At 74.3% G+C, this 19,713-nt stretch carries 20 protein-coding genes and 1 pseudogene; 7 read left to right on the top strand and 14 right to left on the bottom strand.

Annotated elements, in window-relative coordinates:
* Nucleotides 1-126: 126 nt before the first annotated feature.
* Entirely contained in the window at nucleotides 127-783 is a 657-nt protein-coding gene (locus ABZ807_RS12000; RefSeq protein ID WP_357155583.1) for a DedA family protein, read from the bottom strand.
* A gap of 119 nt (nucleotides 784-902) precedes the next feature.
* The gene (locus tag ABZ807_RS11995) at nucleotides 903-1,262 is read right to left on the bottom strand and encodes a VOC family protein (RefSeq protein WP_357155581.1); all 360 of its coding nucleotides are present in this window, start codon (nucleotides 1,260-1,262) and stop codon (nucleotides 903-905) included.
* Between the two features lie 160 nt (nucleotides 1,263-1,422).
* Here ABZ807_RS11995 and ABZ807_RS11990 point away from each other — a divergent pair, with 160 nt between their 5' ends.
* Together ABZ807_RS11990 and ABZ807_RS11985 are read left to right on the top strand one after the other, a co-directional pair.
* Complete coding sequence (locus ABZ807_RS11990) at nucleotides 1,423-4,278, top strand: aconitate hydratase (protein WP_357155580.1); 2,856 nt, start codon at nucleotides 1,423-1,425, stop codon at nucleotides 4,276-4,278.
* Between the two features lie 61 nt (nucleotides 4,279-4,339).
* Nucleotides 4,340-4,441, top strand: a pseudogene (locus ABZ807_RS11985) (PIN domain nuclease); the annotation flags it as partial.
* Here the strand turns inward: ABZ807_RS11985 and ABZ807_RS11980 are convergent.
* The 9 genes from ABZ807_RS11980 to ABZ807_RS11940 all read right to left on the bottom strand — a co-directional run bounded on the left by ABZ807_RS11980 (nucleotide 4,442) and on the right by ABZ807_RS11940 (nucleotide 13,562).
* On the bottom strand, nucleotides 4,442-5,044 hold the full coding sequence (locus ABZ807_RS11980) for an ATP/GTP-binding protein (RefSeq protein ID WP_357155578.1): 603 nt from the start codon (nucleotides 5,042-5,044) through the stop codon (nucleotides 4,442-4,444).
* Nucleotides 5,025-5,408, bottom strand: coding sequence for a DUF742 domain-containing protein (locus ABZ807_RS11975; RefSeq protein WP_357155576.1), 384 nt, complete (start codon nucleotides 5,406-5,408; stop codon nucleotides 5,025-5,027). The genes ABZ807_RS11980 and ABZ807_RS11975 overlap by 20 nt, the downstream gene beginning before the upstream one ends.
* A gap of 5 nt (nucleotides 5,409-5,413) precedes the next feature.
* A complete protein-coding gene (locus ABZ807_RS11970; RefSeq protein WP_357155574.1) occupies nucleotides 5,414-5,872 on the bottom strand; it encodes a roadblock/LC7 domain-containing protein in 459 nt (152 codons plus the stop codon).
* Between the two features lie 47 nt (nucleotides 5,873-5,919).
* Nucleotides 5,920-8,469 carry a nitrate- and nitrite sensing domain-containing protein gene (locus ABZ807_RS11965; protein WP_357155572.1) on the bottom strand — a complete coding sequence of 850 codons (2,550 nt, stop codon included), beginning with the start codon at nucleotides 8,467-8,469 and terminating at the stop codon, nucleotides 5,920-5,922.
* Nucleotides 8,470-8,578: 109 nt separating this feature from the next.
* Nucleotides 8,579-10,174 carry a prenyltransferase/squalene oxidase repeat-containing protein gene (locus tag ABZ807_RS11960; protein WP_357155570.1) on the bottom strand — a complete coding sequence of 532 codons (1,596 nt, stop codon included), beginning with the start codon at nucleotides 10,172-10,174 and terminating at the stop codon, nucleotides 8,579-8,581.
* On the bottom strand, nucleotides 10,171-11,073 hold the full coding sequence (locus ABZ807_RS11955) for a terpene synthase (protein ID WP_357155568.1): 903 nt from the start codon (nucleotides 11,071-11,073) through the stop codon (nucleotides 10,171-10,173). The genes ABZ807_RS11960 and ABZ807_RS11955 overlap by 4 nt, the downstream gene beginning before the upstream one ends.
* 5 nt (nucleotides 11,074-11,078) lie before the next feature.
* Nucleotides 11,079-12,461, bottom strand: coding sequence for a cytochrome P450 (locus ABZ807_RS11950; protein ID WP_357155566.1), 1,383 nt, complete (start codon nucleotides 12,459-12,461; stop codon nucleotides 11,079-11,081).
* Nucleotides 12,462-12,642: 181 nt separating this feature from the next.
* Nucleotides 12,643-13,320 carry a GNAT family N-acetyltransferase gene (locus ABZ807_RS11945; protein ID WP_357155564.1) on the bottom strand — a complete coding sequence of 226 codons (678 nt, stop codon included), beginning with the start codon at nucleotides 13,318-13,320 and terminating at the stop codon, nucleotides 12,643-12,645.
* Nucleotides 13,275-13,562 (bottom strand): hypothetical protein, encoded by a 288-nt coding sequence (locus tag ABZ807_RS11940; RefSeq protein WP_357155562.1) that lies wholly within the window; start codon nucleotides 13,560-13,562, stop codon nucleotides 13,275-13,277. The genes ABZ807_RS11945 and ABZ807_RS11940 overlap by 46 nt, the downstream gene beginning before the upstream one ends.
* A gap of 83 nt (nucleotides 13,563-13,645) precedes the next feature.
* On the opposite strand from ABZ807_RS11940, the gene ABZ807_RS11935 reads away from it, so the two are divergent.
* A complete protein-coding gene (locus tag ABZ807_RS11935; protein ID WP_357155560.1) occupies nucleotides 13,646-13,894 on the top strand; it encodes a DUF2630 family protein in 249 nt (82 codons plus the stop codon).
* Between the two features lie 78 nt (nucleotides 13,895-13,972).
* Here the strand turns inward: ABZ807_RS11935 and ABZ807_RS11930 are convergent, their stop codons facing one another.
* The 3 genes from ABZ807_RS11930 to ABZ807_RS11920 all read right to left on the bottom strand — a co-directional run bounded on the left by ABZ807_RS11930 (nucleotide 13,973) and on the right by ABZ807_RS11920 (nucleotide 16,662).
* Complete coding sequence (locus tag ABZ807_RS11930) at nucleotides 13,973-14,902, bottom strand: RIO1 family regulatory kinase/ATPase (RefSeq protein ID WP_357155558.1); 930 nt, start codon at nucleotides 14,900-14,902, stop codon at nucleotides 13,973-13,975.
* A gap of 183 nt (nucleotides 14,903-15,085) precedes the next feature.
* Nucleotides 15,086-15,730, bottom strand: coding sequence for an HAD-IA family hydrolase (locus ABZ807_RS11925; protein ID WP_357155556.1), 645 nt, complete (start codon nucleotides 15,728-15,730; stop codon nucleotides 15,086-15,088).
* Between the two features lie 59 nt (nucleotides 15,731-15,789).
* Complete coding sequence (locus ABZ807_RS11920) at nucleotides 15,790-16,662, bottom strand: carbon-nitrogen hydrolase family protein (protein ID WP_357155554.1); 873 nt, start codon at nucleotides 16,660-16,662, stop codon at nucleotides 15,790-15,792.
* Nucleotides 16,663-16,766: 104 nt separating this feature from the next.
* Between ABZ807_RS11920 and ABZ807_RS11915 the strand changes: the two genes are divergently transcribed.
* The 4 genes from ABZ807_RS11915 (at nucleotide 16,767) to ABZ807_RS11900 (ending at nucleotide 19,710) form a co-directional block, all read left to right on the top strand.
* Complete coding sequence (locus ABZ807_RS11915; protein WP_334527499.1) at nucleotides 16,767-17,339, top strand: helix-turn-helix domain-containing protein; 573 nt, start codon at nucleotides 16,767-16,769, stop codon at nucleotides 17,337-17,339.
* A gap of 102 nt (nucleotides 17,340-17,441) precedes the next feature.
* A complete protein-coding gene (locus tag ABZ807_RS11910) occupies nucleotides 17,442-18,365 on the top strand; it encodes a TIGR04222 domain-containing membrane protein (RefSeq protein WP_357155552.1) in 924 nt (307 codons plus the stop codon).
* On the top strand, nucleotides 18,362-19,180 hold the full coding sequence (locus tag ABZ807_RS11905; RefSeq protein WP_357155550.1) for a DUF692 domain-containing protein: 819 nt from the start codon (nucleotides 18,362-18,364) through the stop codon (nucleotides 19,178-19,180). The genes ABZ807_RS11910 and ABZ807_RS11905 overlap by 4 nt, the downstream gene beginning before the upstream one ends.
* Nucleotides 19,181-19,275: 95 nt before the next feature.
* Complete coding sequence (locus ABZ807_RS11900) at nucleotides 19,276-19,710, top strand: hypothetical protein (RefSeq protein WP_357155611.1); 435 nt, start codon at nucleotides 19,276-19,278, stop codon at nucleotides 19,708-19,710.
* Nucleotides 19,711-19,713: the final 3 nt, after the last annotated feature.

Here is a 19,713-nt window from a genome sequence, read left to right as displayed (position 1 = left end):
CTCGCCGACTGGATCGCCACCCGCGGCTACTCCGCCACCTCCTGACACACCACAACGACAGGGCCGGCCCCCACCCGGGGCCGGCCCTTCGTCATGCCCGCATCCGCCGCCGTCCTGGGCGACAGGTCAGTGGTCGCTGCCGGCCCCGACCGGCTCCGCCGGCCCCGTCGCGGGCTCCTGCCCCAGGTGCCGGGCCCGGCGGCGCAGCCACCAGGTGCTGCCGAGCCCGGCCAGGACTGCGATGACCAGCCCGACCCAGGAGATATCCTTGAGCCAGTGCTCGGCGGCCCGGCCGACGGTGTAGAGCAGATACGTCGTACCGAAGGCCCAGGCCAGGCCGCCGGACGCGTTGGCCAGCAGAAACCGGCGGTACGGCACGTGCAGCGCGCCCGCGAGGGGCCCGGCCAGGATCCGCAGCAGCGCCACGAACCGGCCGAAGAAGACGGCCCAGACGCCGTACCGGGCGAAGCTCTGCTCGGCCCGGGCGAGCTGCGCCGGGCCGAGGTGTCGGGGGAAGCGCCGGCCCAGCCGGGCCAGCAGTGGACGCCCGCCGCGCCGGCCGACGGCGTACCCGATCGAGTCGCCGAGGATGGCGCCGAACGCCGCAGCGCAGGCCACCCACTCCGGCTCCACCACCCCGGCGGCGGCCAGCAGGGCGGAGCTGACCAGCACGATCTCCCCGGGCAGCGGGACGCCCATGCTCTCGACACCGATCACCCCGGCGACGATCAGGTAGACCATGACCGGGGGCAGCGCGGAGAGCCAGTGCTGTACGTCGACCACCCGTCACCCCTTCCGGCCCGGCCTCGAACACTACCCCCGGCGGGCCGGCCGGGTGGAGTGCTCGGGCCGTCCCGATCACCCCCGTGGGACCGGGACGGCCGGCCGGGAACGGTCGACGGTCAGCCGGCGATCGGGGCGACGAACTCCAGGCGGTTGCCGTGCGGGTCCTCGGTGTGGAACCGCCGCATGCCGGGCAGCTCGTCGTCACCCCAGGTGACCGGGTGGCCGGCGGCGGCCAGCCGGGCGGCGAGGTCGCCCAGGTCGGGGCGGAGCAGCGCCGGGTGTGCCTTGCGGGCGGGGCGGAAGTCGTCCTCGACGCCGAGGTGCAGCTCCGCGCCGTACCCGGTGAACCAGCAGCCACCGCGGGCGGCGAGGGCCGGCGGTTTGGGCTTCTCCGTCAGGCCGAGCAGGCCGGCGTAGAAGGCCCGGGAGGCCTCCTCCGAGTTGCGGGGGCAGGCGAGCAGGACGTGATGGATCATGGTGGCACCTCCTCGTCCCGAACCCTGCCACCGGCTTGCGTCAATAGCAAGACGGACGTACGGTTTTGTTGACGACGAGAATCGGCGGTAAGTGTCACCTAACCTGGGCGGCGCTCCGGCCGGTGCGACAAACTGCTCAGGACTACTCACGGTCGCTGGTGTGAAGGAGTACGACGTGGCGAGCCTCGACACCTTCGGTGCGAAGACCCAGCTACGCGTCGGAGACGCGAGCTACGAGATTTTCAAGATTGACAAGGTGGAGGGCCACAACCGGCTGCCCTACAGCTTGAAGATCCTGCTGGAGAACCTGCTGCGGACCGAGGACGGCGCGAACATCACCGCCGACCACATCCGGCAGCTCGGCGGCTGGGACCCCACCGCCGACCCGAGCGTGGAGATCCAGTTCACCCCGGCGCGGGTGCTCATGCAGGACTTCACCGGCGTGCCCTGCGTCGTGGACCTGGCCACCATGCGGGAGGCCGTCCGCGACCTCGGCGGCGACGCCACCAAGGTCAACCCGCTCGCGCCGGCCGAGCTGGTCATCGACCACTCCGTGATCGCCGACCTGTTCGGCCGCGAGGACGCCTTCGCGCGCAACGTCGAGCTGGAGTACGAGCGCAACAAGGAGCGCTACCAGTTCCTGCGCTGGGGCCAGACCGCGTTCAACGAGTTCAAGGTCGTCCCGCCGGGCACCGGCATCGTGCACCAGGTCAACATCGAGTACCTGGCCCGCACGGTCATGGAGCGCAACGGCCAGGCGTACCCGGACACGGTGGTCGGCACCGACTCCCACACCACCATGGTCAACGGCCTGGGCGTGCTGGGCTGGGGCGTCGGCGGCATCGAGGCCGAGGCCGCGATGCTCGGCCAGCCGGTCAGCATGCTGATCCCGCGGGTCGTCGGCTTCAAGCTGTCCGGCGAGATGCCGGCCGGCACCACCGCCACCGACCTGGTGCTCACCATCACCGAGATGCTGCGCAAGCACGGCGTCGTCGGCAAGTTCGTCGAGTTCTACGGCCCCGGCGTCAGCGCCGTGCCGCTGGCCAACCGGGCCACCATCGGCAACATGTCCCCGGAGTACGGCTCCACCGTGGCGATCTTCCCGATCGACGCCGAGACCGTCCGCTACCTGGAGCTGACCGGCCGGAACGCCGCGCAGGTCGCGCTCGTCGAGGCGTACGCCAAGGAGCAGGGCCTCTGGCACGACCCGGACCACGAGCCGGAGTACTCCGAGCGCCTGGAGCTCGACCTGAGCACCATCGAGCCGTCCCTGGCCGGCCCGAAGCGCCCGCAGGACCGGGTGCCGCTTGGCGCCGCCAAGACGCTGTTCCGCTCCGCGCTGACCGACTACGTCGCCGACGACGCCGCCGCCGGTGAGCGCGGCCTCAAGCCGGGCGTCGCCCGCGAGCAGCTGCCGCGGGGCGCCAACGGGCCGGCCGACGAGGCCAGCGCCGAGTCCTTCCCGGCCAGCGACCCGCCGGCCAACGAGTTCAGCGACCCGGCCGACGAGCCGCGCGACCTGGAGACCGCGGCCGTGGGCTCCGGCGGGCGGGCCAGCAACCCGATCCGGGTGACCGGCGCCGACGGCGTCGAGTACGAGCTGGACCACGGTGCCGTGGTGATCGCCGCGATCACCTCCTGCACCAACACCTCCAACCCGCAGGTGATGATCGGCGCGGCGCTGCTCGCCCGCAACGCGGTCGACAAGGGCCTGGCCCGCAAGCCCTGGGTCAAGACCACCCTGGCCCCGGGTTCCAAGGTCGTCATGGACTACTACGAGCGCGCCGGCCTCACGCCCTACCTGGACAAGCTCGGCTTCAACCTGGTCGGCTACGGCTGCACCACCTGCATCGGCAACTCCGGCCCGCTGCCGGAGGAGGTCTCCGCCGCGGTCAACGAGAACGACCTCGCCGTCGTCTCGGTGCTGTCGGGCAACCGGAACTTCGAGGGCCGGATCAACCCGGACGTCAAGATGAACTACCTGGCGTCCCCGCCGCTGGTGGTCGCGTACGCGCTCGCCGGCACCATGGACATCGACCTGGCCAACGAGCCGCTCGGCGAGGACAGCCAGGGCAACCCGGTCTTCCTGCGCGACATCTGGCCGAACACCGCCGAGATCCAGGACGTCATCGCCCAGGCGATCGGCGCCACCGGCTTCAGCGCCGCGTACGCCGACGTCTTCGCCGGCGACGAGCGCTGGCAGTCGCTGCCCACCCCGACCGGTGACACCTTCGCCTGGGAGGGCGCGAGCACCTACGTCCGCAAGCCCCCGTACTTCGAGGGCATGCGGCCCCTGCCGGCGCCTGTTTCCGACATCGGTGCAGCGCGGGTGCTGGCCAAGCTGGGCGACTCGGTGACCACCGACCACATCTCCCCGGCCGGCTCGATCAAGGCCGACTCGCCGGCCGGCAAGTACCTCGCCGAGCACGGCGTGCCGCGCCACGAGTTCAACTCGTACGGCTCGCGGCGGGGCAACCACGAGGTGATGATCCGGGGCACCTTCGCCAACATCCGGCTGCGTAATCAGCTGGTCCCGGGCGTCGAGGGCGGCTTCACGGTCAACCACCTGACCGGCGAGCAGACCTCGATCTACGACGCCTCCATGGCCTACCAGGAGGCGGGCGTCCCGCTGGTCATCCTGGCCGGCAAGGAGTACGGCTCCGGCTCGTCGCGCGACTGGGCGGCCAAGGGCACCATGCTGCTCGGCGTCAAGGCGGTCATCGCCGAGTCGTACGAGCGGATCCACCGCTCGAACCTGATCGGCATGGGCGTGCTGCCGCTGCAGTTCCCGGTCGACGTGACCGCGGAGTCGCTCGGCCTCACCGGCACGGAGACCTTCTCCATCACCGGCGTGACCGCGCTCAACGACGGCGAGACCCCGCGCACGGTGAAGGTCATCACCGACACCGGCGTGGAGTTCGACGCCGTGGTCCGGATCGACACGCCGGGCGAGGCGGACTACTACCGGCACGGCGGCATCCTGCAGTACGTGCTGCGCCGCATGATCGCCAGCTGACGTACCACCGACACAGGGCCCCTTCCCGCACTCGCGGGGAGGGGCCCTCCGTCCGGACCCGTTCGACCGGATGCTGGTCGCCCAGGCCCGGCACGCCGGCCTCACGCTGGTGACCCGGGACACCAACATCCAGAAGCACGACATGCCAATCCCGGCGGTGTGATCAGTCTGCGCGGCGACGGGCCTCCCGGGACTTCATGGCGTGCTCCAGGAGCGTGACCAGCACGTCCCGGCTGGACTCCCGCTGCCGGGCGTCGCAGAGCAACACCGGCACGCCCGGGTCCAGGTTGAGCGCCGCCTGCACCTCGTCCACCCGGTAGCGCCGGGCGTCCTCGAAGCAGTTCACCGCCACCACGAACGGTGTGCCCCGCTCCTCGAAGTAGTCGATCGAGGGGAAACAGTCCGCCAGCCGGCGGGTGTCGGCCAGCACCACCGCGCCGATCGCGCCGAGGGCCAGCTCGTCCCAGACGAACCAGAACCGGTCCTGGCCCGGGGTACCGAAGAGGTAGAGCACCAGGTCGTCGCTGATCGTGATCCGGCCGAAGTCCATCGCCACCGTGGTGGTGCTCTTGCTCTCCACGCCGGACAGGTCGTCGACCCCGATGCCCGTCTCGGTCAGCACCTCCTCGGTGCGCAGCGGCTTCGTCTCGCTCACCGCGCCGACCATGGTCGTCTTGCCCGTGCCGAACCCACCGGCGATCAGAATCTTGATCGCGGTGGGCAGCGGCGGGGCTCCCGCCGGCCGCTCAGAGTGCCCGTAGTCCATTGATCACCGCCTCGAAAACGCTTTCGTCGGGTAGGCCGGCGCTGCCGCGTGGCGGCCGCACCACCACCAGGTCGCGGGCCATCAGGTCGCCCAGGAGGACCCGGACGGTCCCCACCGGCAGGTCCAGGTGGGCGGCGACCTCCGCCACGGACTGCATCCGCTGGCAGAGCGCGACGATGGCCAGGTGTTCCGGGCCAAGCCCGGACTCCGAGCCGACGTCCGCACGGGTCGCCGTCACCAGGGAGATCAGGTCGAACGTGCCGGTGACCGGGCGGGCCCGGCCGCGGGTGACCGCGTACGGCCGGACCACCGGGCCGGCGTGGTCGTCCACCCACCTGTCCTCGGAACCGCCCCCGACCGTCATCGCCGCTACTTCCCGCCGGCCGGCTGGTCGAGCCCTCGGGTCGGCGACGCGACGAACTTGCCCACCCGGGTCACCAGCATCGCCATCTCGTACGCGATCAGCCCGACGTCGGCGTCCTCGGCGGCGAGCACCGCCAGGCACGCGTTGCGCCCCGCCGCCGTGACGAACAGGAACGACGACTGCATCTCGATGATGGTCTGCTGGACCTGCCCGCCGCCGAACCGCTTGCCGGCGCCCCGGGCCAGGCTCTGGATCCCGGCCGCCATCGCCGCCAGATGCTCACCGTCGTCCCGGCTCAGCCCCTGCGACGAGGCCATGAGCAGGCCGTCGGAGGAGAGCGCCACGGCGTGTTCGGCCTGCTTCACCCGACCGACCAGATCGTCCAGCAGCCACGTCAAGTCGGCACTTGAAGCCGTCTTCTGCCCCACTCGTCGTCCTCTTCTCCCCCGACTGGTGTTCGCCATACGTCCCGTTACCGTGCCGCGTCGCGCGGCGCTTCCGCACCCCGCCGTCAGGTGGCCTGACCGTCCCCGCTCTCCGGCCCGTTGCCGGCCCGTGCCCCGGTGGCGGCGCCTCCCAGCATGCGGGCGGCATCGGTCCGGCCACGCCGGGTGCCCGTCTGGTAGGAGCTCATCATCCGGCGCACCTGCTCCGGCGGGCGCGACGCGTGCCCGTCCGGGTCGTCGTCGCCCGCCGCCGGCTCGCCGCGCAACTCCGGCGCGATGTTCGCCTGCCGTACCCGGACCGGCAGGCCGGAGTCGGTCACCGTGCTGGCCGGTGCCGAGTCGTCGGTCGCCGCGTCCGGGCCGGCCGGATCGGCGGTCGCGGCGACCGCCGTCGGGACCGGCACGGGCGGCTCCGGCGTGGCCGGTCGGGCCACCATGGTCGGCAGGCCGGTCGGCACGGTGGGGCCGGTGAGCGCCTCCTGCCCGGGCCGGGTCCGGGACCGGATGGGCAGCCCGGACGCATCCGGCGACGGCGCGCTGCGGGCCCGCACGGGCAGTGCCGCTGCGTCGGTCTCGTCGACGTCCGCGGCGGTGTCGCCGCCGCCGACTGGTGACGCCTCGGCCCGCGGCCCCGCCGCCGCGCCCTCGCCGGCCGCGACGGGCGCGAGCGCGCCGGCCGCGACGGGCGCGAGCTCGCCGGCGAAGGCCGGGAGGCCGTCCGAGGTGGTGGCGTCCTGGCCGGTCTCCACCAGGTCGAGGGGGATCAGCACAACGGCGGTGGTGCCGCCGTACGCGGACTCCTTGAGCTGCACCCGCACGCCGTGCCGCTCGGTCAGCCGGCTCACCACATACAGGCCGAGCCGCGAGGCGTTGGCCAGGTTCAGTTCGGAGCGGTCCACGATGCGGTGGTTGGCAGCGGCGAGGTCCTCCTCGGTCATGCCGAGGCCTCGGTCCTCGATCTCGATGGCGAAGCCGTTGGCCACCAGCTGGCACCGCACCTCCACAGAGGTGTGCGGCGGGGAGAAGGTGAGCCCGTTCTCGATCAGCTCCGCCAGCAGGTGGATGACGTCGCCGACCGCCCGGCCGGCGAGCGAGACGGGGCCCAGCGGCAGCACGTTGACCCGGGTGTAGTCCTCGACCTCGGCGACCGCGCCGCGCACCACGTCCACCATGGGCACGTTGCGCCGCCAGGCGCGACCCGGGGTCGAGCCGGAGAGCACGATCAGGTTCTCGGCGTTGCGTCGCATCCGGGTGGCCAGGTGGTCCACCCGGAACAGGTCCTCCAGCTCCTCCGCGTCGTGTTCCCGGCGCTCCATCGAGTCGAGCAGGGTGAGCTGGCGGTGGACCAGCGCCTGGGTGCGCCGGGCCAGGCTGAGGAAGACCTCGCGGACGTTGCGGCGCAGCTCGGCCTGCTCGACCGCGGTGCGCACGGCGGTCTCCTGCACCACGTTGAACGCCTTGCCCACCTGGCCGATCTCGTCGTCGCCGAATTCCAGGGGCGGGGCCTCCCTGGCGACGTCGACCTGCTCGCCGTGGCCGAGCCGCTCCACCACGCCGGGCAGCCGCTCGTTGGCCAGCCGGAAGGCGGCCTCGCGCAACCGTTCCAACTGGCGGACCAGGGCGCGGGCGGTGGTGATCGAGACGATCACCGAGGCGATGACGGCGATCAGGCCCAGGCCTGCGGCGAGCACCATCCGGACGATCACCCAGATCGCCACCGGGGTGGCCCGGTCGACCAGGGCGTCGCCGCTGGCCAGCACCGCGGCCTCCTGGTCCTCCAGTGCGGGGGCGATGGCGGCCTGCCAGTCGTCGGCCTCGACGGGCAGTGGCGCGTTGGGGCGGCCGTCGCGGACCAGTCGGTCCTCCAGGGACCGCAGCCGGGTGAAGGACTCCCCCTCGGTCATCCGGACGTACCGTTCGCGGTCGGCGTCGGGCAGCTCGGCCAGCGCCTCGGCGACGAGGAACCGTTGCGCGCCGACGAGGTGGGCGAACTGGGCGTACTCCCGGTCGTTGATCCGACCGGCGGCGGCCACCCCGGCGAAGAGGGCGTCCTCCTGGGACATCAGCTCGCGCACCCGGACCAGCTGGGTGAGGGTGACGGTGTCCTTGGCGATCTGCTCGTCGTCGAGTTTGCCCAGTGAGGCGTACACCCGGAAGAGCGAGTCGAGGACCCCGGTGTACGCGTCGGCGGCACCGGCCCGGTCGACGGAACGGGCGGCCACGGCGTCCCGCACCGGGCCCAGCGCGTCCAGCCGGGTGACCACCTCGTCGACCCGCTCCACCAGCTCGTCGTTGGAGGAGAGCCGGGCCCGCCAGGTGCGGGCCGTCTCGGCGAAGTCGGCGGCCCGCTCCTCGCTGCGCCGGCGCTGCTCCCGCAGCTGCTGCGCCTGCTCCTGGCTCGGGCGGCCGAGGTAGGCCAGCGACATCCGGCGTTCCTGCTGGAGTTCGGTGCGCAGTGACTCACTCGGCTCGGCGACCTGCGCGTCGAGCGTCTGCACGCCGAGCACGTTGAGGCCGTCGCGCAGGGTCACCCAGGCCGCGAAAGCCCAGAGCGCGGTCAGCGAGACCAGCAGGGCCACAACCTTGGTACGCAGACTTGCACTGCGGGAACCCATCACACCCGTCCCTCGCCGGTCCTGATTCACGTTTCGAATTGGCCGAATAACGCGAAGCCGGCCCCGGCGCACGCTAGCAGTGTCCGCAATTTCCCTCAAGCGGCGCAGATCAGGGGGTGCTCGGGAGATGGGCGGAACCGCGCAACCGGTCGCCGGCCGACGTGCGGGCCGCCACCACGGCGGCCCGCACGATCAGTTCCGGATGGTAGAGATCCTTGTCATGCCATAGTGGAGGATGGTTGCGAACATCGTCTGCTGTGGACAGCCACCGCGCCGCCGTGGCGACGGCGGCGTCGACCGCCGGCGAGGGCCGCCCCGCCAGGAGCACGAGCAGGCCGTACGCGGTCTCCTCCGCGGTGCCGCGCCACCGCCCCCAGGAGCCGTCGGACTGCTGGCCGTCGAGCACCCAGCCGACAGCCCGCTTCACGGCCGGACGGGCCGAGGGACCGCCGTGGTCGCGCAGGGCGAGCACGGCGCAGCAGGTGGCGTAGTAGGGCGAGGCGTGCCAACGGTCCGACCACCGGCCGTCGGCCTCCTGCCGGTCGAGCAACCAACCGGTGAGCCGGCGTATGACAGCCGCCGTCCGGGGGCCGCCGTCGCCGACCTGTCGGCCCAGCGCCTCCAGCACGTGCGCGTTCGTGGTCACCGACGTGCCGTTCTCTCCCTGCCAGGTGCAGAAGTGCTCCCCGGTGTCGTACCGGGCCAGGCACGCCGGGTCGGCCGGACGGCCCAGCAGGGCCAGCGCGTACAGGGTCACCGCGGTGGTGTCGGCGTCAGTGGGCAGGCCCGGCCCGGTGGCCACGCCGTCCGGGCCGAGCGCGTCCCGCAGCTCGGCGAGGACCCCCGCCGGCACCGACAGGGGCACGCCGGCCCGCGCCAGGGTGCTCAGCACCCAGGACCGCTCGAAGACGGTGATCGGGGTGGCGCACGACACCGGACCGCCGTGGTCGCCGGTCGCCTGACGCAGGTAGTCCACCATGGCCGGTGGGATCCCGTCGGGGCCGCCGAGCCAGGCGGCGGTGGCGGCCGGGGAGGCGCCGACCGTGCCCGCCGCGGTGGCGGTCACGGTGGGCAGCCGCCGCGCCGCGGGGCCGAGGACCTCCAGGGCGTGCAGCAGCTTCGGCGGCATCGGGCGGCCGGACCGGGCGAGCAGGCGTACCCGGTCGAGGCGCCGGCGGTCCATGCCGGCTGGCAGCGGCGGCGGGCCGGCGGCGCGCCAGCCGGCGAGTTCCGCGGGCGGCTCGGCCAGCCGGTCACCGATCCGTTCCACCAGCGCCGGGACGATCAGGTCCGCGGCCGGCAGGTCCGGCACGGGGTACGTCGCCGGGCCGGCCGCCCGGTCGTACAGCAGGCGCAGCGCCCGGTCGACGGCGCTGCGCACCCCGTCCGAGGACCAGCCGGCGGGGGTGTCCCGCGCCAGCGCGGCGAGCAGCCCCTCGGCGGCGCTCAGCGTGGGCACCAGCGCGTAGCCCTCCGGCCCGCCCCAGCCGCCGTCCGGGCGCTGCCCGGCGAGCAGGTAACGGATCCGTTCGGCGTTCCCCGGCAGCCAGGGCGCCAGGGAGACCAGCCGGGCAGTCTCGTACGGCGAGGCGGACGTGCGCCCGCCCGGCCGGACGGTCAGCCCGGCGACCAGTTCGCCGGCCGCGATCGCCGGCCCGGGATCCCCCGGAGAGGCGGCGTCCCGGGCCAGCGCCTCGGTGCTCACGGCACCCCCCAGAAGTCGGTCGACCGGTAGAAGCCGCTGGTGTAGCCGAGCTGCCGGGTCAGGTAGGCCGCCTCCCGGGGGCAGTCGGCGCGCAGCTCGTTGAGCAGCTCGGTGGCCCGCGCGACCAGGCCGGTCAGCTCCCGCTCGACGACGGCCCGGTCGTCGACCAGCATGATCGCGTTGAGGTCGCCCCAGCGCAGGTCCCGGTCGTAGGTGGCCAGGTCATTGACCAGCCGCAGGGCCCGTTGCACCGCGTCGCTGGCGGCGACCAGCCGGTCGAGCCGGGCGTGCGCGTCCGCCTCGCCGGCCTGGATCCAGTGGGCCACGTTCACCACCGTGCAGGCCAGGTTGTCGGCGTTGGCCAGGTAGTCGGCGAGCGCCGGCAGCGGTAGCAGGCCATCGCGGCCGGCCGCCCTCCAGTGCCACTCCCGCCGCATCGCCTCCAGCGTCCGACGTACCGCCTCCCGCCACGTCCCGCCCAGTGTGGCGAAGGCCGGCGCAGCGGCCAGGTCGGCGCGGATCCCGGCGAGGAAGCGGCCCAGCGGGTCGTCCGCCGCCGCGGGCGCACCGTTGGCGACCGCGAGCTGCCGGCGCACCAGCTGGTCGAGTTCGGCGGCGGAGGCGGCCAGGTGGTCCACCTGCCAGTCCAGCGCGAACCCCCAGAGCACCGCCCGGTTGGTCAACCGCAGCTCGGCGGCGTCGCACCAGGGCGCGCTGAACGCGATGGCCAGGGCGACGCTGCTGGTCAGGGCCGCGTCGAAGGGCCCAGCGGCGAAGAGGTCGGGGTGGGCGGCCAGGCCGCGTTGCAGGTCCCGCTGGCCCTGCGCGGCGAGGGCGCAGACGCGTCCGTGCTCGGCGGCCTCCCGCAGCTCGTCCATGGCCGGTACGACAGCTGTCACGGCGATCAGGCCAGCGCCAGCTGCCGGTGCGGGGTGAGCATCAGCGGCACCCGCTCCTTCGGTCGCAGCGACGCGGCGAGCTGCGGGTTGGGCATCCCGGGCTCGCAGAGCCGGTACCGGAACCGGCTGAACAGGGTCGCCACGATCAGCGGCGCCTCCAGCTGGAAGAGGTACTGGCCGATGCACTGGTGGGCGCCGCCGCCGAACGGATAGTAGGCGTACCGGTGGGCGCGCCGGGGCGCGTCGGGGGCGAAGCGTTCCGGGTCGAACACCTCGGGGCGGTCCCAGAACCGGGCCAGCCGCTGGGTGACGTACGGGCTGAGGACGATCGTCCCGCCGGCCCTGATCCGGGTGCCGCCGATGACGTCGTCGGCGATCGCGGTGCGCGGCACCAGCCAGCCGGACGGGTACGCGCGGACCAGCTCGTCCAGCACCATCCGGGTGTAGCGCAGCTCGCCGAGCTGTTCGCGGCTGACCACGTCACCGGGGCCGACCACCCGGTCGATCTCCTCGTAGAGCCGGGCGGCGATGTCGGGAAGCTGCTCCAGCAGCGGGAAGAGCCAGGTGAGCACCACGTACGTGGTCTCCGTGGTGGTGGCGAAGATGGACACCAGGTCGTCGCGGACCCGCTGCTCGTCCAGCTTGCGGCCGTCGGCGTCGCGCGCCCCGGCCAGCGCGGCGAGGATGTCGTCACCGCCCTCGGGATGGGCGCGCTCGGCGCGGACCAGCGGCAGCAGGATGTCGTCGATATTCCGCACGGCCCGACGGAACGCCCGGTCGCCCGGCATCGGCACGGCGTCCGGCAGGAACGGGGCGAGCAGCCGGAACCGCAGCGCGGTCGCCACCGTGTCCTGCTCGGCGACGACCCGTACGCCGTCGGCGACGGCGATCTTGTCGCCGAAGAAGACCCGGATGACTGCCTGGCAGATGATCCGGGAGATCTCGGCGGCCGCGTCGACCGGTGCGCCGTCGCGCGCCGGGCCGGCCAGCTCGTCGACCGCCTCGCTGATCGCCCGGCTCAGGTCGTCCACCACCGCGTCGATCCGCTTGGCGGTGAAGTGCGGCTGGAGCCGTCGCCGGCTCGCCTCCCACTCCGGGCCCTCGGAGAGGATGCCGTCGCCGGCCAGCTTGCGGACGGACTTCCACATCATGCTGTCGCCGGCCCGGGTGTAGTTGGCGGCGTTGTCGCGCAGCACGTGCTGGACGTGCGCCGGCTCGGTGACCAGGTACGGCCGGATGGTGCCGAGGTTCAGCCGGACGACCTGCCCGGGCGCCGCGTCGGCGAGGCCGACCAGGGTGCCCAGCGGGTCACGGAGCAGCCGGGGCAGCGTGCGACGCAAGGTGGCGACGTGGGGTTCAGGGTGTATTGGGGCGGTCGACTCAGTCATGGCTTACCTGCACGGCTCCTCCTCCGATGACGCACCACCTTGCGCTGCGTGCTGCCGGGGTGATGGCGCGTGACGGTTCCAGAGAGCATGTCATTGATGAATCGGCTTTTCCAGATCTTGCGTCCTGAGAAATTCTCACAGTCAACAAAAGACGTCCACGGTGGACGGTGAGGCGGGGAGCTCAGTCCGACAGATCGCGCAGGTAGTGCCACTCGGCGGCGACCGTTCGGTAACCTAATCGACGGTTGAGCGTAAGCATGGCCACGTTGCCGGCGTCGTTGCTGGTGTACGCGTACCGCAGCCCGGCCGCCCGGACCCGGCTCAACGACCGCTGCTTGACCGCGCGGGCCAGCCCGCGCCCCCGGTGCCCGCGCCGGGTGCCGGTCATCCCCGAGCGGTAACGGTCCCGCCGGTCGGCCATCGCGAAACCGAACGCGAGCACCTCCCCGTCCCGCACCGCCACCGTGGTCAACTCGCGGTCCAGGTCGGGGCGCTCCCAGTAGGCGGCCAGCCAGTCGGCGTAGCCGACCTCGTCCATCGTCACCTCGCCCGGCTCGTCCCGGGAGGCGTGGAGGTCCGCCGTGCAGAGCGGGTGGGGACCGGGCAGCTCGGCGGCGGCGAGCAGCCGCACCCCGGCCGGCAGCACCGGGTGCGCCGGCAGCACCGCCTCGGCCAGGTCCAGCATCAGGAACTCCGCCCGCCGTCCCCGCCGGTAGCCGCGCCGCTGGGCGAAGCCGACGCCGGCCGGGTCGTCGGCGACCTTCGCGTACGCGGCCACGGCCCCCAGCCCGGTGAGCCGCCGCTGCGCGGCGGTCAGCAGGGCGCCGCCGGCGCCCCGGCCGCGCCGCTGCGGGTGCACCGTGAGGTTGACGAAGCCCAGCCCGGCTCGGCGCTCTCGTGCAGCAGCCCGGTCAGCGCCGCGCCGACCACCCCGTCGGCGGTCCCGGCGACCAGCACGCCGAACCGCTCGGCCGCCGGCGCGCCGGTGAGGTGCCAGCCCAGCCACTCCTCGGTGATCATCTGATACGGCGCGGCGGCGGCCAGCACCTCGACGACCGCCGGGAGGTCGGCGGGCCGCAGCGGGCGTACGACCGGGGTCATGGTGGGCAACCTACCGTGGCGCGGCGCCGTCCGGGGGGTGTGAATCCGGGCGCGCCGGGGCACCCTGTGCCAGGCTCAGGGGCATGGACGACACCACCATCCTGAACCGGATCTCGGAGCTCGTCGACGAGGAGCACCGGCTGCGCTCCGCGGCGCAGGCCACCGAGTCCGGCACCGACGACGCGGCGCGCGACCGGCTGCGCGCGCTGGAGGAGTCCCTGGACCAGTGCTGGGACCTGCTGCGCCGCCGCCGGGCGGCCCGGCAGGCGCACGGCGACCCGGAGGCCCAGGGCGAGCGGCCGGTGCCGGAGGTCGAGCGCTACCTCCAGTAGGCCGGCACGCCGGCGACAGCCGGCACGCGAGGCGGGTACGCCCCGGACGGTCACCGGACCGTCCGGGGCGTCGCCGGATCAGCGGATGCCCGCCTCGTGCAGCAGCAGACCGGTCAGCTCGGCCGGGTCGGCCTCGGCCGCCGGCAGTCCCCGCGCGGCGAACCAGGCGCCGACCACCTTCACGTCCCGGGCCAGGAACTCCGGCCCCTGCGGGTTGGCCACCACGTCGACCACCTGCGGCAGGTCGATCATGACGAGTCGACCCTGGTGCACCAGCAGGTTGTACGGGGACAGGTCGCCGTGGGCGTACCCGGCGCGGGCCAGCACGACCAGGGCGTCCACCAGCTGCCCCCAGAGCGAGCGCAGCTCGCCCGCCTCGGGGCGCAGCTGGGCCAGCCGGGGCGCCGCCGCGCCCTCGTCGGGGTCGCCGACGAACTCCAGCATCAGCTCGGTGCCGATCAGCTGGACCGGGTAGGGCACGGCGATCCGCCCGGAGGCGGCGCCGATCTCCCAGAGCCGGCTGAGGGCGGCGAACTCGGCCGCGGCCCACTGCCCGGCGATCATCTGCCGGCCGAAGGCGGTACGCCCGGCCATCGCCCGGTTCTCCCGGGACCGGCGGACCCGGCGCCCCTCCAGGTAGCCGGCGTCGCGGTGGAAGAGCCGGTGCTGGGCGTCCCGGTACCGCTTGACCGCCAGCAGGCAGGACTGGTCGGTGTCCGGCACCGCGCGGCGGACGAGGTGGACGTCCGCCTCCTTGCCGGTCTTGAGCACACCGAGTTCGGTGTCCCGGGCGGCCAGCTCGGTGACCAGCCAGTCGGGGTGGGGTTCGGGGCCGTGGACGGCCTCGTCCCAGGAGGACCAGCGGTGCTCGGGCTCGGGCTCGTCGTCGGGTTCGACGAGGGCCGGCTCGGCGTGCCGGCCGTGCTTCAGGAAGTGTGGTTCGTCGTCGTCGAAGCGGCTCTTGCCGCGGCCACGGCGCTGCGGCGCCGGGAGGTCATGTTCACGCACGGAGCTGGTGATCCCTTGATCGAGGCTGATGGAGGCAGGTGGTACGACCCTGCAAAGACGGCCATGACCGACCTCCTCTCCTCGACCGGGACCGGCCCGGCTGCGCGTCCGCGCGGCCCCATGCTGGTCGAGCCCGGATCCGGGGGCAACCGAATTACCAAACCCACCCGGGCCGCCGACGGTTCAGGCGGCGAGCACGGTGGCGACGGCCGCGATCAGCGAGTCGACGGTACGGGTCGGCGCGAACCGGCTGTCCGCCCAGCCGCGCCCCCGGTGCAGCCAGACGCTGGGCAGGCCGACGGCGGCGGCCCCGCCGATGTCCGCCTCCGGGCTGTCCCCCACCACCCACGACCCGCGCAGCGGCACCCGGGCCCGCTGGGCGGCCAGCGCGAAGATCCTCGGGTTGGGCTTGCTGACCCCGGCCTCCTCGGAGATCACCCAGTCGGCGATGTACCGGTCCAGCCCGGTCCGCCGGATCTTGGCGTCCTGCTGGCGGACCGAGCCGTTGGTGACCACGACCGGCACCCAACCGGCGTCGTCGGCGATCCGGAGCGCGCAGGCGACCAGCGGGTCGAGCCGGGTGTTCGCCACCACCCCGTCGTGCAGCTCCTCGACCAGGTCGATGGCGGGGATGCGCAGCGCGTACCGGTCGCGGAGGGCGTCGGCGACGTCCCACCGGTCGGTGAGCCCGTCAGCGTCGACGGAGAGCAGCCAGTCGATGTCGGTGTGGGGCGCGCCGATGCCGTCCAGGAAACGCTGACCCCAGGCGCGAAACGGACCCGCCCGGTCGAGCAGGGTGTTGTCCAGGTCGAGCAGGAGCAGCGGCACGCGGGCACCTTACGGGAGAGAGGGGCGCCGTCGACAGGGCTGGGGCCGGGCGGCGTCCGTCAGGCCGGCAGCGCCGTTCGGGGGAGCCCCTGGTCGGCGGGCCGGTCGGCGAGCATGGAGTGGGCCGAGCGGGTGGCCGCCAGCGCGGCCGGGTCCAGCGTGGCGATCAGCACGGCCTCGCCGTCGTCGGCGCCGCGCACCAGCGGACGGCCCTGCGGGTCGTAGACCGCCGCGCCACCGTTGAACCGCCACGGGTCGGCACCTCCGACGGCGTTGGCGAAGACGACGTACATGGTGTTGTCCAGGGCCCGGGCGGCGTAGTAGAGGTCGCGCCGGTGCGCCGACCCGGCGAGGTAGCCGCTCGGGCAGAGGTAGCCGTGCGCGCCGTCGGCCGCGGCGGCCCGGGCGTGCTCCGGGAAGCACCCGTCGTAGCAGATGCCGAGGCCGAGCCGCCAACTGTCGACCAGCAGCGTGGCGCCCCGCCGGCCGGCGTCGAACAGGTCCCGCTCGCCGCCCCAGAGCTGCTGCTTGTCGTACCCGGCCCGGACCGTGCCGGTCGGGTCGACGACCAGGGCGGAGATGGTCCGGCGGCCGTCCGGGTGGCGGACCGCCGCGCCGACCACCACGGTGATCCGGCCGTCGCGGGCGGTGGCCCGCAGCGGGTCGAGCCGGGAGTCGTCGACCGCGCGGTCGCCGGTCGCGGCGATGTCGGTGCCGGCCGGGTCGGCGGCCAGCGTGGGCGGGTGGTACGCCGGCAGGAACAGCTCAGGCAGGACGGCGACCCGGGCGCCGTGCCCGGCGGCCCGGGCGGCCAGGCCGGCGGCGGCCACGGCGTTGCCGGGCACGTCGCCGGGGACCGGGTCGGCCTGCACGGCCGCGACGGTCAGCGGGGCGGAGGGCATGGGGGCGGAGGCGACCGGGGGCGTCGTCACCCGGCGATCCTAACCGGATCGCCGAGCCGGCCCGTCCCGGGACACCGGGTCCCAAGCCGTACGTACGGTTTGCGTAACGGAGGGTCAGCTGGAACGATCGACCTGTGCCCAGAGTAAGTCAGGACCAGCTCGACGCGCGCCGGCAGGAGATCCTCGCCGCGGCGCGGGCCTGTTTCGCCCGGCACGGCTACGAGGGAGCCACCGTGCGCCGGCTGGAGGAGGCCACCCGGCTGTCCCGGGGCGCCATCTTCCACCACTTCCGCGACAAGGACTCGCTCTTTCTCGCGGTGGCCGAGGACGACGCGGCGGCCATGGTGGAGACCGTGGCCCGCAACGGCCTCGTCCAGGTCATGCGGGACCTGCTCGCCGGGGCGGTCTCGCCCGACACCACCGGCTGGCTGGGCAGCCAGCTCGAGGTCTCCCGCCGGCTGCGCACCGACCCGGCCTTCGCCCGCCGCTGGGCCGAGCGCTCCGCCGCCATCGCCGAGGCCACCCGGGACCGGCTGGTCCGGCAGCGGGAGGCCGGGGTGCTGCGCGAGGACGTCCCGATCGACGTGCTGGCCCAGTTCCTGGAACTCGCGTACGACGGTCTGGTGCTGCACCTGGCGATGGGGCGGCCGGCCGGCGACCTGGGCCCGGTGCTGGACCTGGTCGAGGAGGCCGTGCGCCGGCGCTGACCGCCGGACGTCTCGGCTTGGTAACTCGGCGTCCTCGCACTCCGGCGCGTGGCGGCGCTGCTCCACAATGGGGCTGCGTTCCCCCGCACGACAGGAGCAGCCATGACCGACCTCGCCGCCCCGGGCGACACCTGGGGCATCCCCGGTCCCACCTTCCTCGGGCTCTACCTGATGGCGGCGCTGCTGGTCGTCGTCGGTTCGATCGTGCACCGGTCCCGGATCCTCGCCGGGCGGCCCGTCTCCGGGGCCGCCCAGCTCGGGCCGCAGCAGGTGGCCTACCTCAACGGCGGCGACCAGCTCGCGGTCTGGACCGCGCTGGGCGGCCTGCGTGGCAGCGGCGTGGTCGGCGTCCGTGCCGACCGGCGGCTCACCACCGGCGGCTCCCTGCCCACCGTGGTCACCCCGCTGGACCAGGCGGTCTACCACGCCGCCCGGCGCAACCTGCACTCCCGCGAGCTGGCCCGCGACGAGTGGGTCGCCCGCGCGCTCACCGACCTGCGCGAGGGTCTCGAACGGCAGGGCCTGGCGCTCTCCCCCGCGCAGCGCGCCGCCGCCCGGCGTGGCTCGTGGGTGCTGTTCGCCCTGGTGGTGTTCGGCGCGGCCCGGATCGCCGCCGGGCTGGCCAACGGGCGGCCGGTCAGGTTCCTGCTGGTCGCCGCCCTTGTCCTGGCCGTCGCGCTCGTGCTCTTCCGGGTGCCATGGCGGACCCGGGCGGCCGACGCCGCGCTGCGCGAGCTGCGCCGGCGCAACATCCACCTCTCCCCCGCCTCCACGCCCGCGTACGCCACCTACGGCGCAGCCGGGGCGGCGATGGGCGTCGCCCTCTTCGGCACCGCCTCGCTCTGGACGCTGGACCCGGGCTTCGCCGAGCAGGCGGAGATCCAGCGGCAGGCGCTGAGCAGCGGCGGCAGCAGCGGCGGGTCCTGCAGCTCCGGTGCTGGCGGGAGTTCCTGCGGTGGCGGCAGCTCCTGCGGCGGAGGCGGTGGAGGCGGCGGCTGCGGAGGCGGCGGTGGGTGCGGCGGATGACCGGCCCGAACGGGGTGGGCATCGGCTGGCGGCCGGAGATCGCCGGGTTCGTCGCCGAGCTGCCCGGACTGCGCTTCGTCGAGGTGGTGGCCGAGACGGTCCCGCCGGCCGGCCCGCTCCCGCCGGGGCTGGCCGAGCTGCGCGGGCGCGGCGTCACCGTCGTACCGCACGGGGTGCGGCTCTCCCTCGGCGGCGCGGAGCCGGTCGACCCGGCGCGGGTGGCCCACCTGGCCCGGGTCGCCGAACTGGTCGACGCGCCGCTGGTCAGCGAGCACATCGCGTTCGTCCGGGCCGGCGGCCTGGACGCCGGCCACCTGTTGCCGCTGCCGCGCAGCCGGGAGGCGGTGGCGGCGGTGGTGGCGAACGTCCGGCGGGCGCAGGCCGAGCTACCTGCGCCGCTCGCGCTGGAACCGATCGCCGCGCTCTTCGACTGGCCCGACGACGAGCTGGACGAGGCGGACTTCCTCACCGAGATCCTGGACGCGACCGGGGCGACGCTGCTGCTCGACGTGGCCAACGTGCACGCCAACGCCCGTAACCGGGGCGGCGACCCGCTCGCGCTGCTCGACCGGCTGCCGCTGGACCGGGTCTCCTACGTCCACGTGGCCGGGGGCGCCGAGCGCGGCGGCTTCTACCACGACACGCACACCGACCCGGTGCCGGCGGAGGTGCTCGACCTGGTCGGCGCGCTCTGCGCCCGGCGCCGGCCACCGGCGCTGCTGCTGGAGCGCGACGGGCACTACCCGCCCGCGCCGGCCCTGCGAGCGGAGCTGGACGCGCTCGCCGCCGCCTCCGGGTTCCCGGTGGTCACGTGAGCGGCCGCGCCGTCTCCAGGCCCCGCACCCCCGCCGGCCGGTCGGGGGCGGCCGGCGACCTCGCCACCGGTCGGGGCGGGACACCGGGCGGCGACCTGGCCGCCCGGCAGGCGGAGCTGGTCGCGGCGCTGGTCGCCGGCGCGCCGACCCCGGCCGGCTTCGCGCCCGCGCCGGTGCGGGCCGCCCGGGTCGCGCTGCTGGGCAAGCGCGCCGGCGAGGTGGCCCGGCACTGGCCGCTGCTCGCCGCCGCCCTCGGCGACGCCTGGTGGGACACCTTCCGCGAGTGGGCGGCCGGCCGCCCCACCAACGGCTCGCTGCGCGACGGCTGGGACCTGGCCCGCGCCCTGCGTGAGCGGGGCACGCTGCCTCCGCTCGGCGCCGAGGAGCTGGCCGCGCGCGAGGCGGGCAGCCGTTACGACGGCCACCGCCCGCCGCGACCCCGCCGCTTGCCGGCCGTCGCCCGCGCCGGCGGCGCCGTCGCGGTCCAGCTCGCCGGTCGGGTACGCCTGCTGCGCCCCGCCCGGCGCTGACCA

The sequence above is a fragment of the Micromonospora sp. NPDC047548 genome, assembly GCF_040642975.1.
In the GTDB taxonomy this organism is placed as follows: domain Bacteria; phylum Actinomycetota; class Actinomycetes; order Mycobacteriales; family Micromonosporaceae; genus Micromonospora.
The sequence above is the reverse complement of the archived record's forward strand: the minus strand, read 5'-3'. Positions and strand labels throughout refer to the sequence as shown.

What these genes read in the sequence shown, in the direction of transcription:
- ABZ807_RS11905 (WP_357155550.1), top strand. Translation starts at nt 18,362, where the DNA reads ATGACCGGCCCGAACGGGGTGGGCATCGGCTGGCGGCCGGAGATCGCC.
- ABZ807_RS11950 (WP_357155566.1), bottom strand. Translation starts at nt 12,461, where the DNA reads ATGACTGAGTCGACCGCCCCAATACACCCTGAACCCCACGTCGCCACC.
- ABZ807_RS11965 (WP_357155572.1), bottom strand. Translation starts at nt 8,469, where the DNA reads ATGGGTTCCCGCAGTGCAAGTCTGCGTACCAAGGTTGTGGCCCTGCTG.
- ABZ807_RS11910 (WP_357155552.1), top strand. Translation starts at nt 17,442, where the DNA reads ATGACCGACCTCGCCGCCCCGGGCGACACCTGGGGCATCCCCGGTCCC.
- ABZ807_RS11970 (WP_357155574.1), bottom strand. Translation starts at nt 5,872, where the DNA reads ATGGCGAACACCAGTCGGGGGAGAAGAGGACGACGAGTGGGGCAGAAG.
- ABZ807_RS11980 (WP_357155578.1), bottom strand. Translation starts at nt 5,044, where the DNA reads ATGGACTACGGGCACTCTGAGCGGCCGGCGGGAGCCCCGCCGCTGCCC.
- ABZ807_RS11975 (WP_357155576.1), bottom strand. Translation starts at nt 5,408, where the DNA reads ATGACGGTCGGGGGCGGTTCCGAGGACAGGTGGGTGGACGACCACGCC.
- ABZ807_RS11940 (WP_357155562.1), bottom strand. Translation starts at nt 13,562, where the DNA reads ATGACCCCGGTCGTACGCCCGCTGCGGCCCGCCGACCTCCCGGCGGTC.
- ABZ807_RS11995 (WP_357155581.1), bottom strand. Translation starts at nt 1,262, where the DNA reads ATGATCCATCACGTCCTGCTCGCCTGCCCCCGCAACTCGGAGGAGGCC.
- ABZ807_RS11935 (WP_357155560.1), top strand. Translation starts at nt 13,646, where the DNA reads ATGGACGACACCACCATCCTGAACCGGATCTCGGAGCTCGTCGACGAG.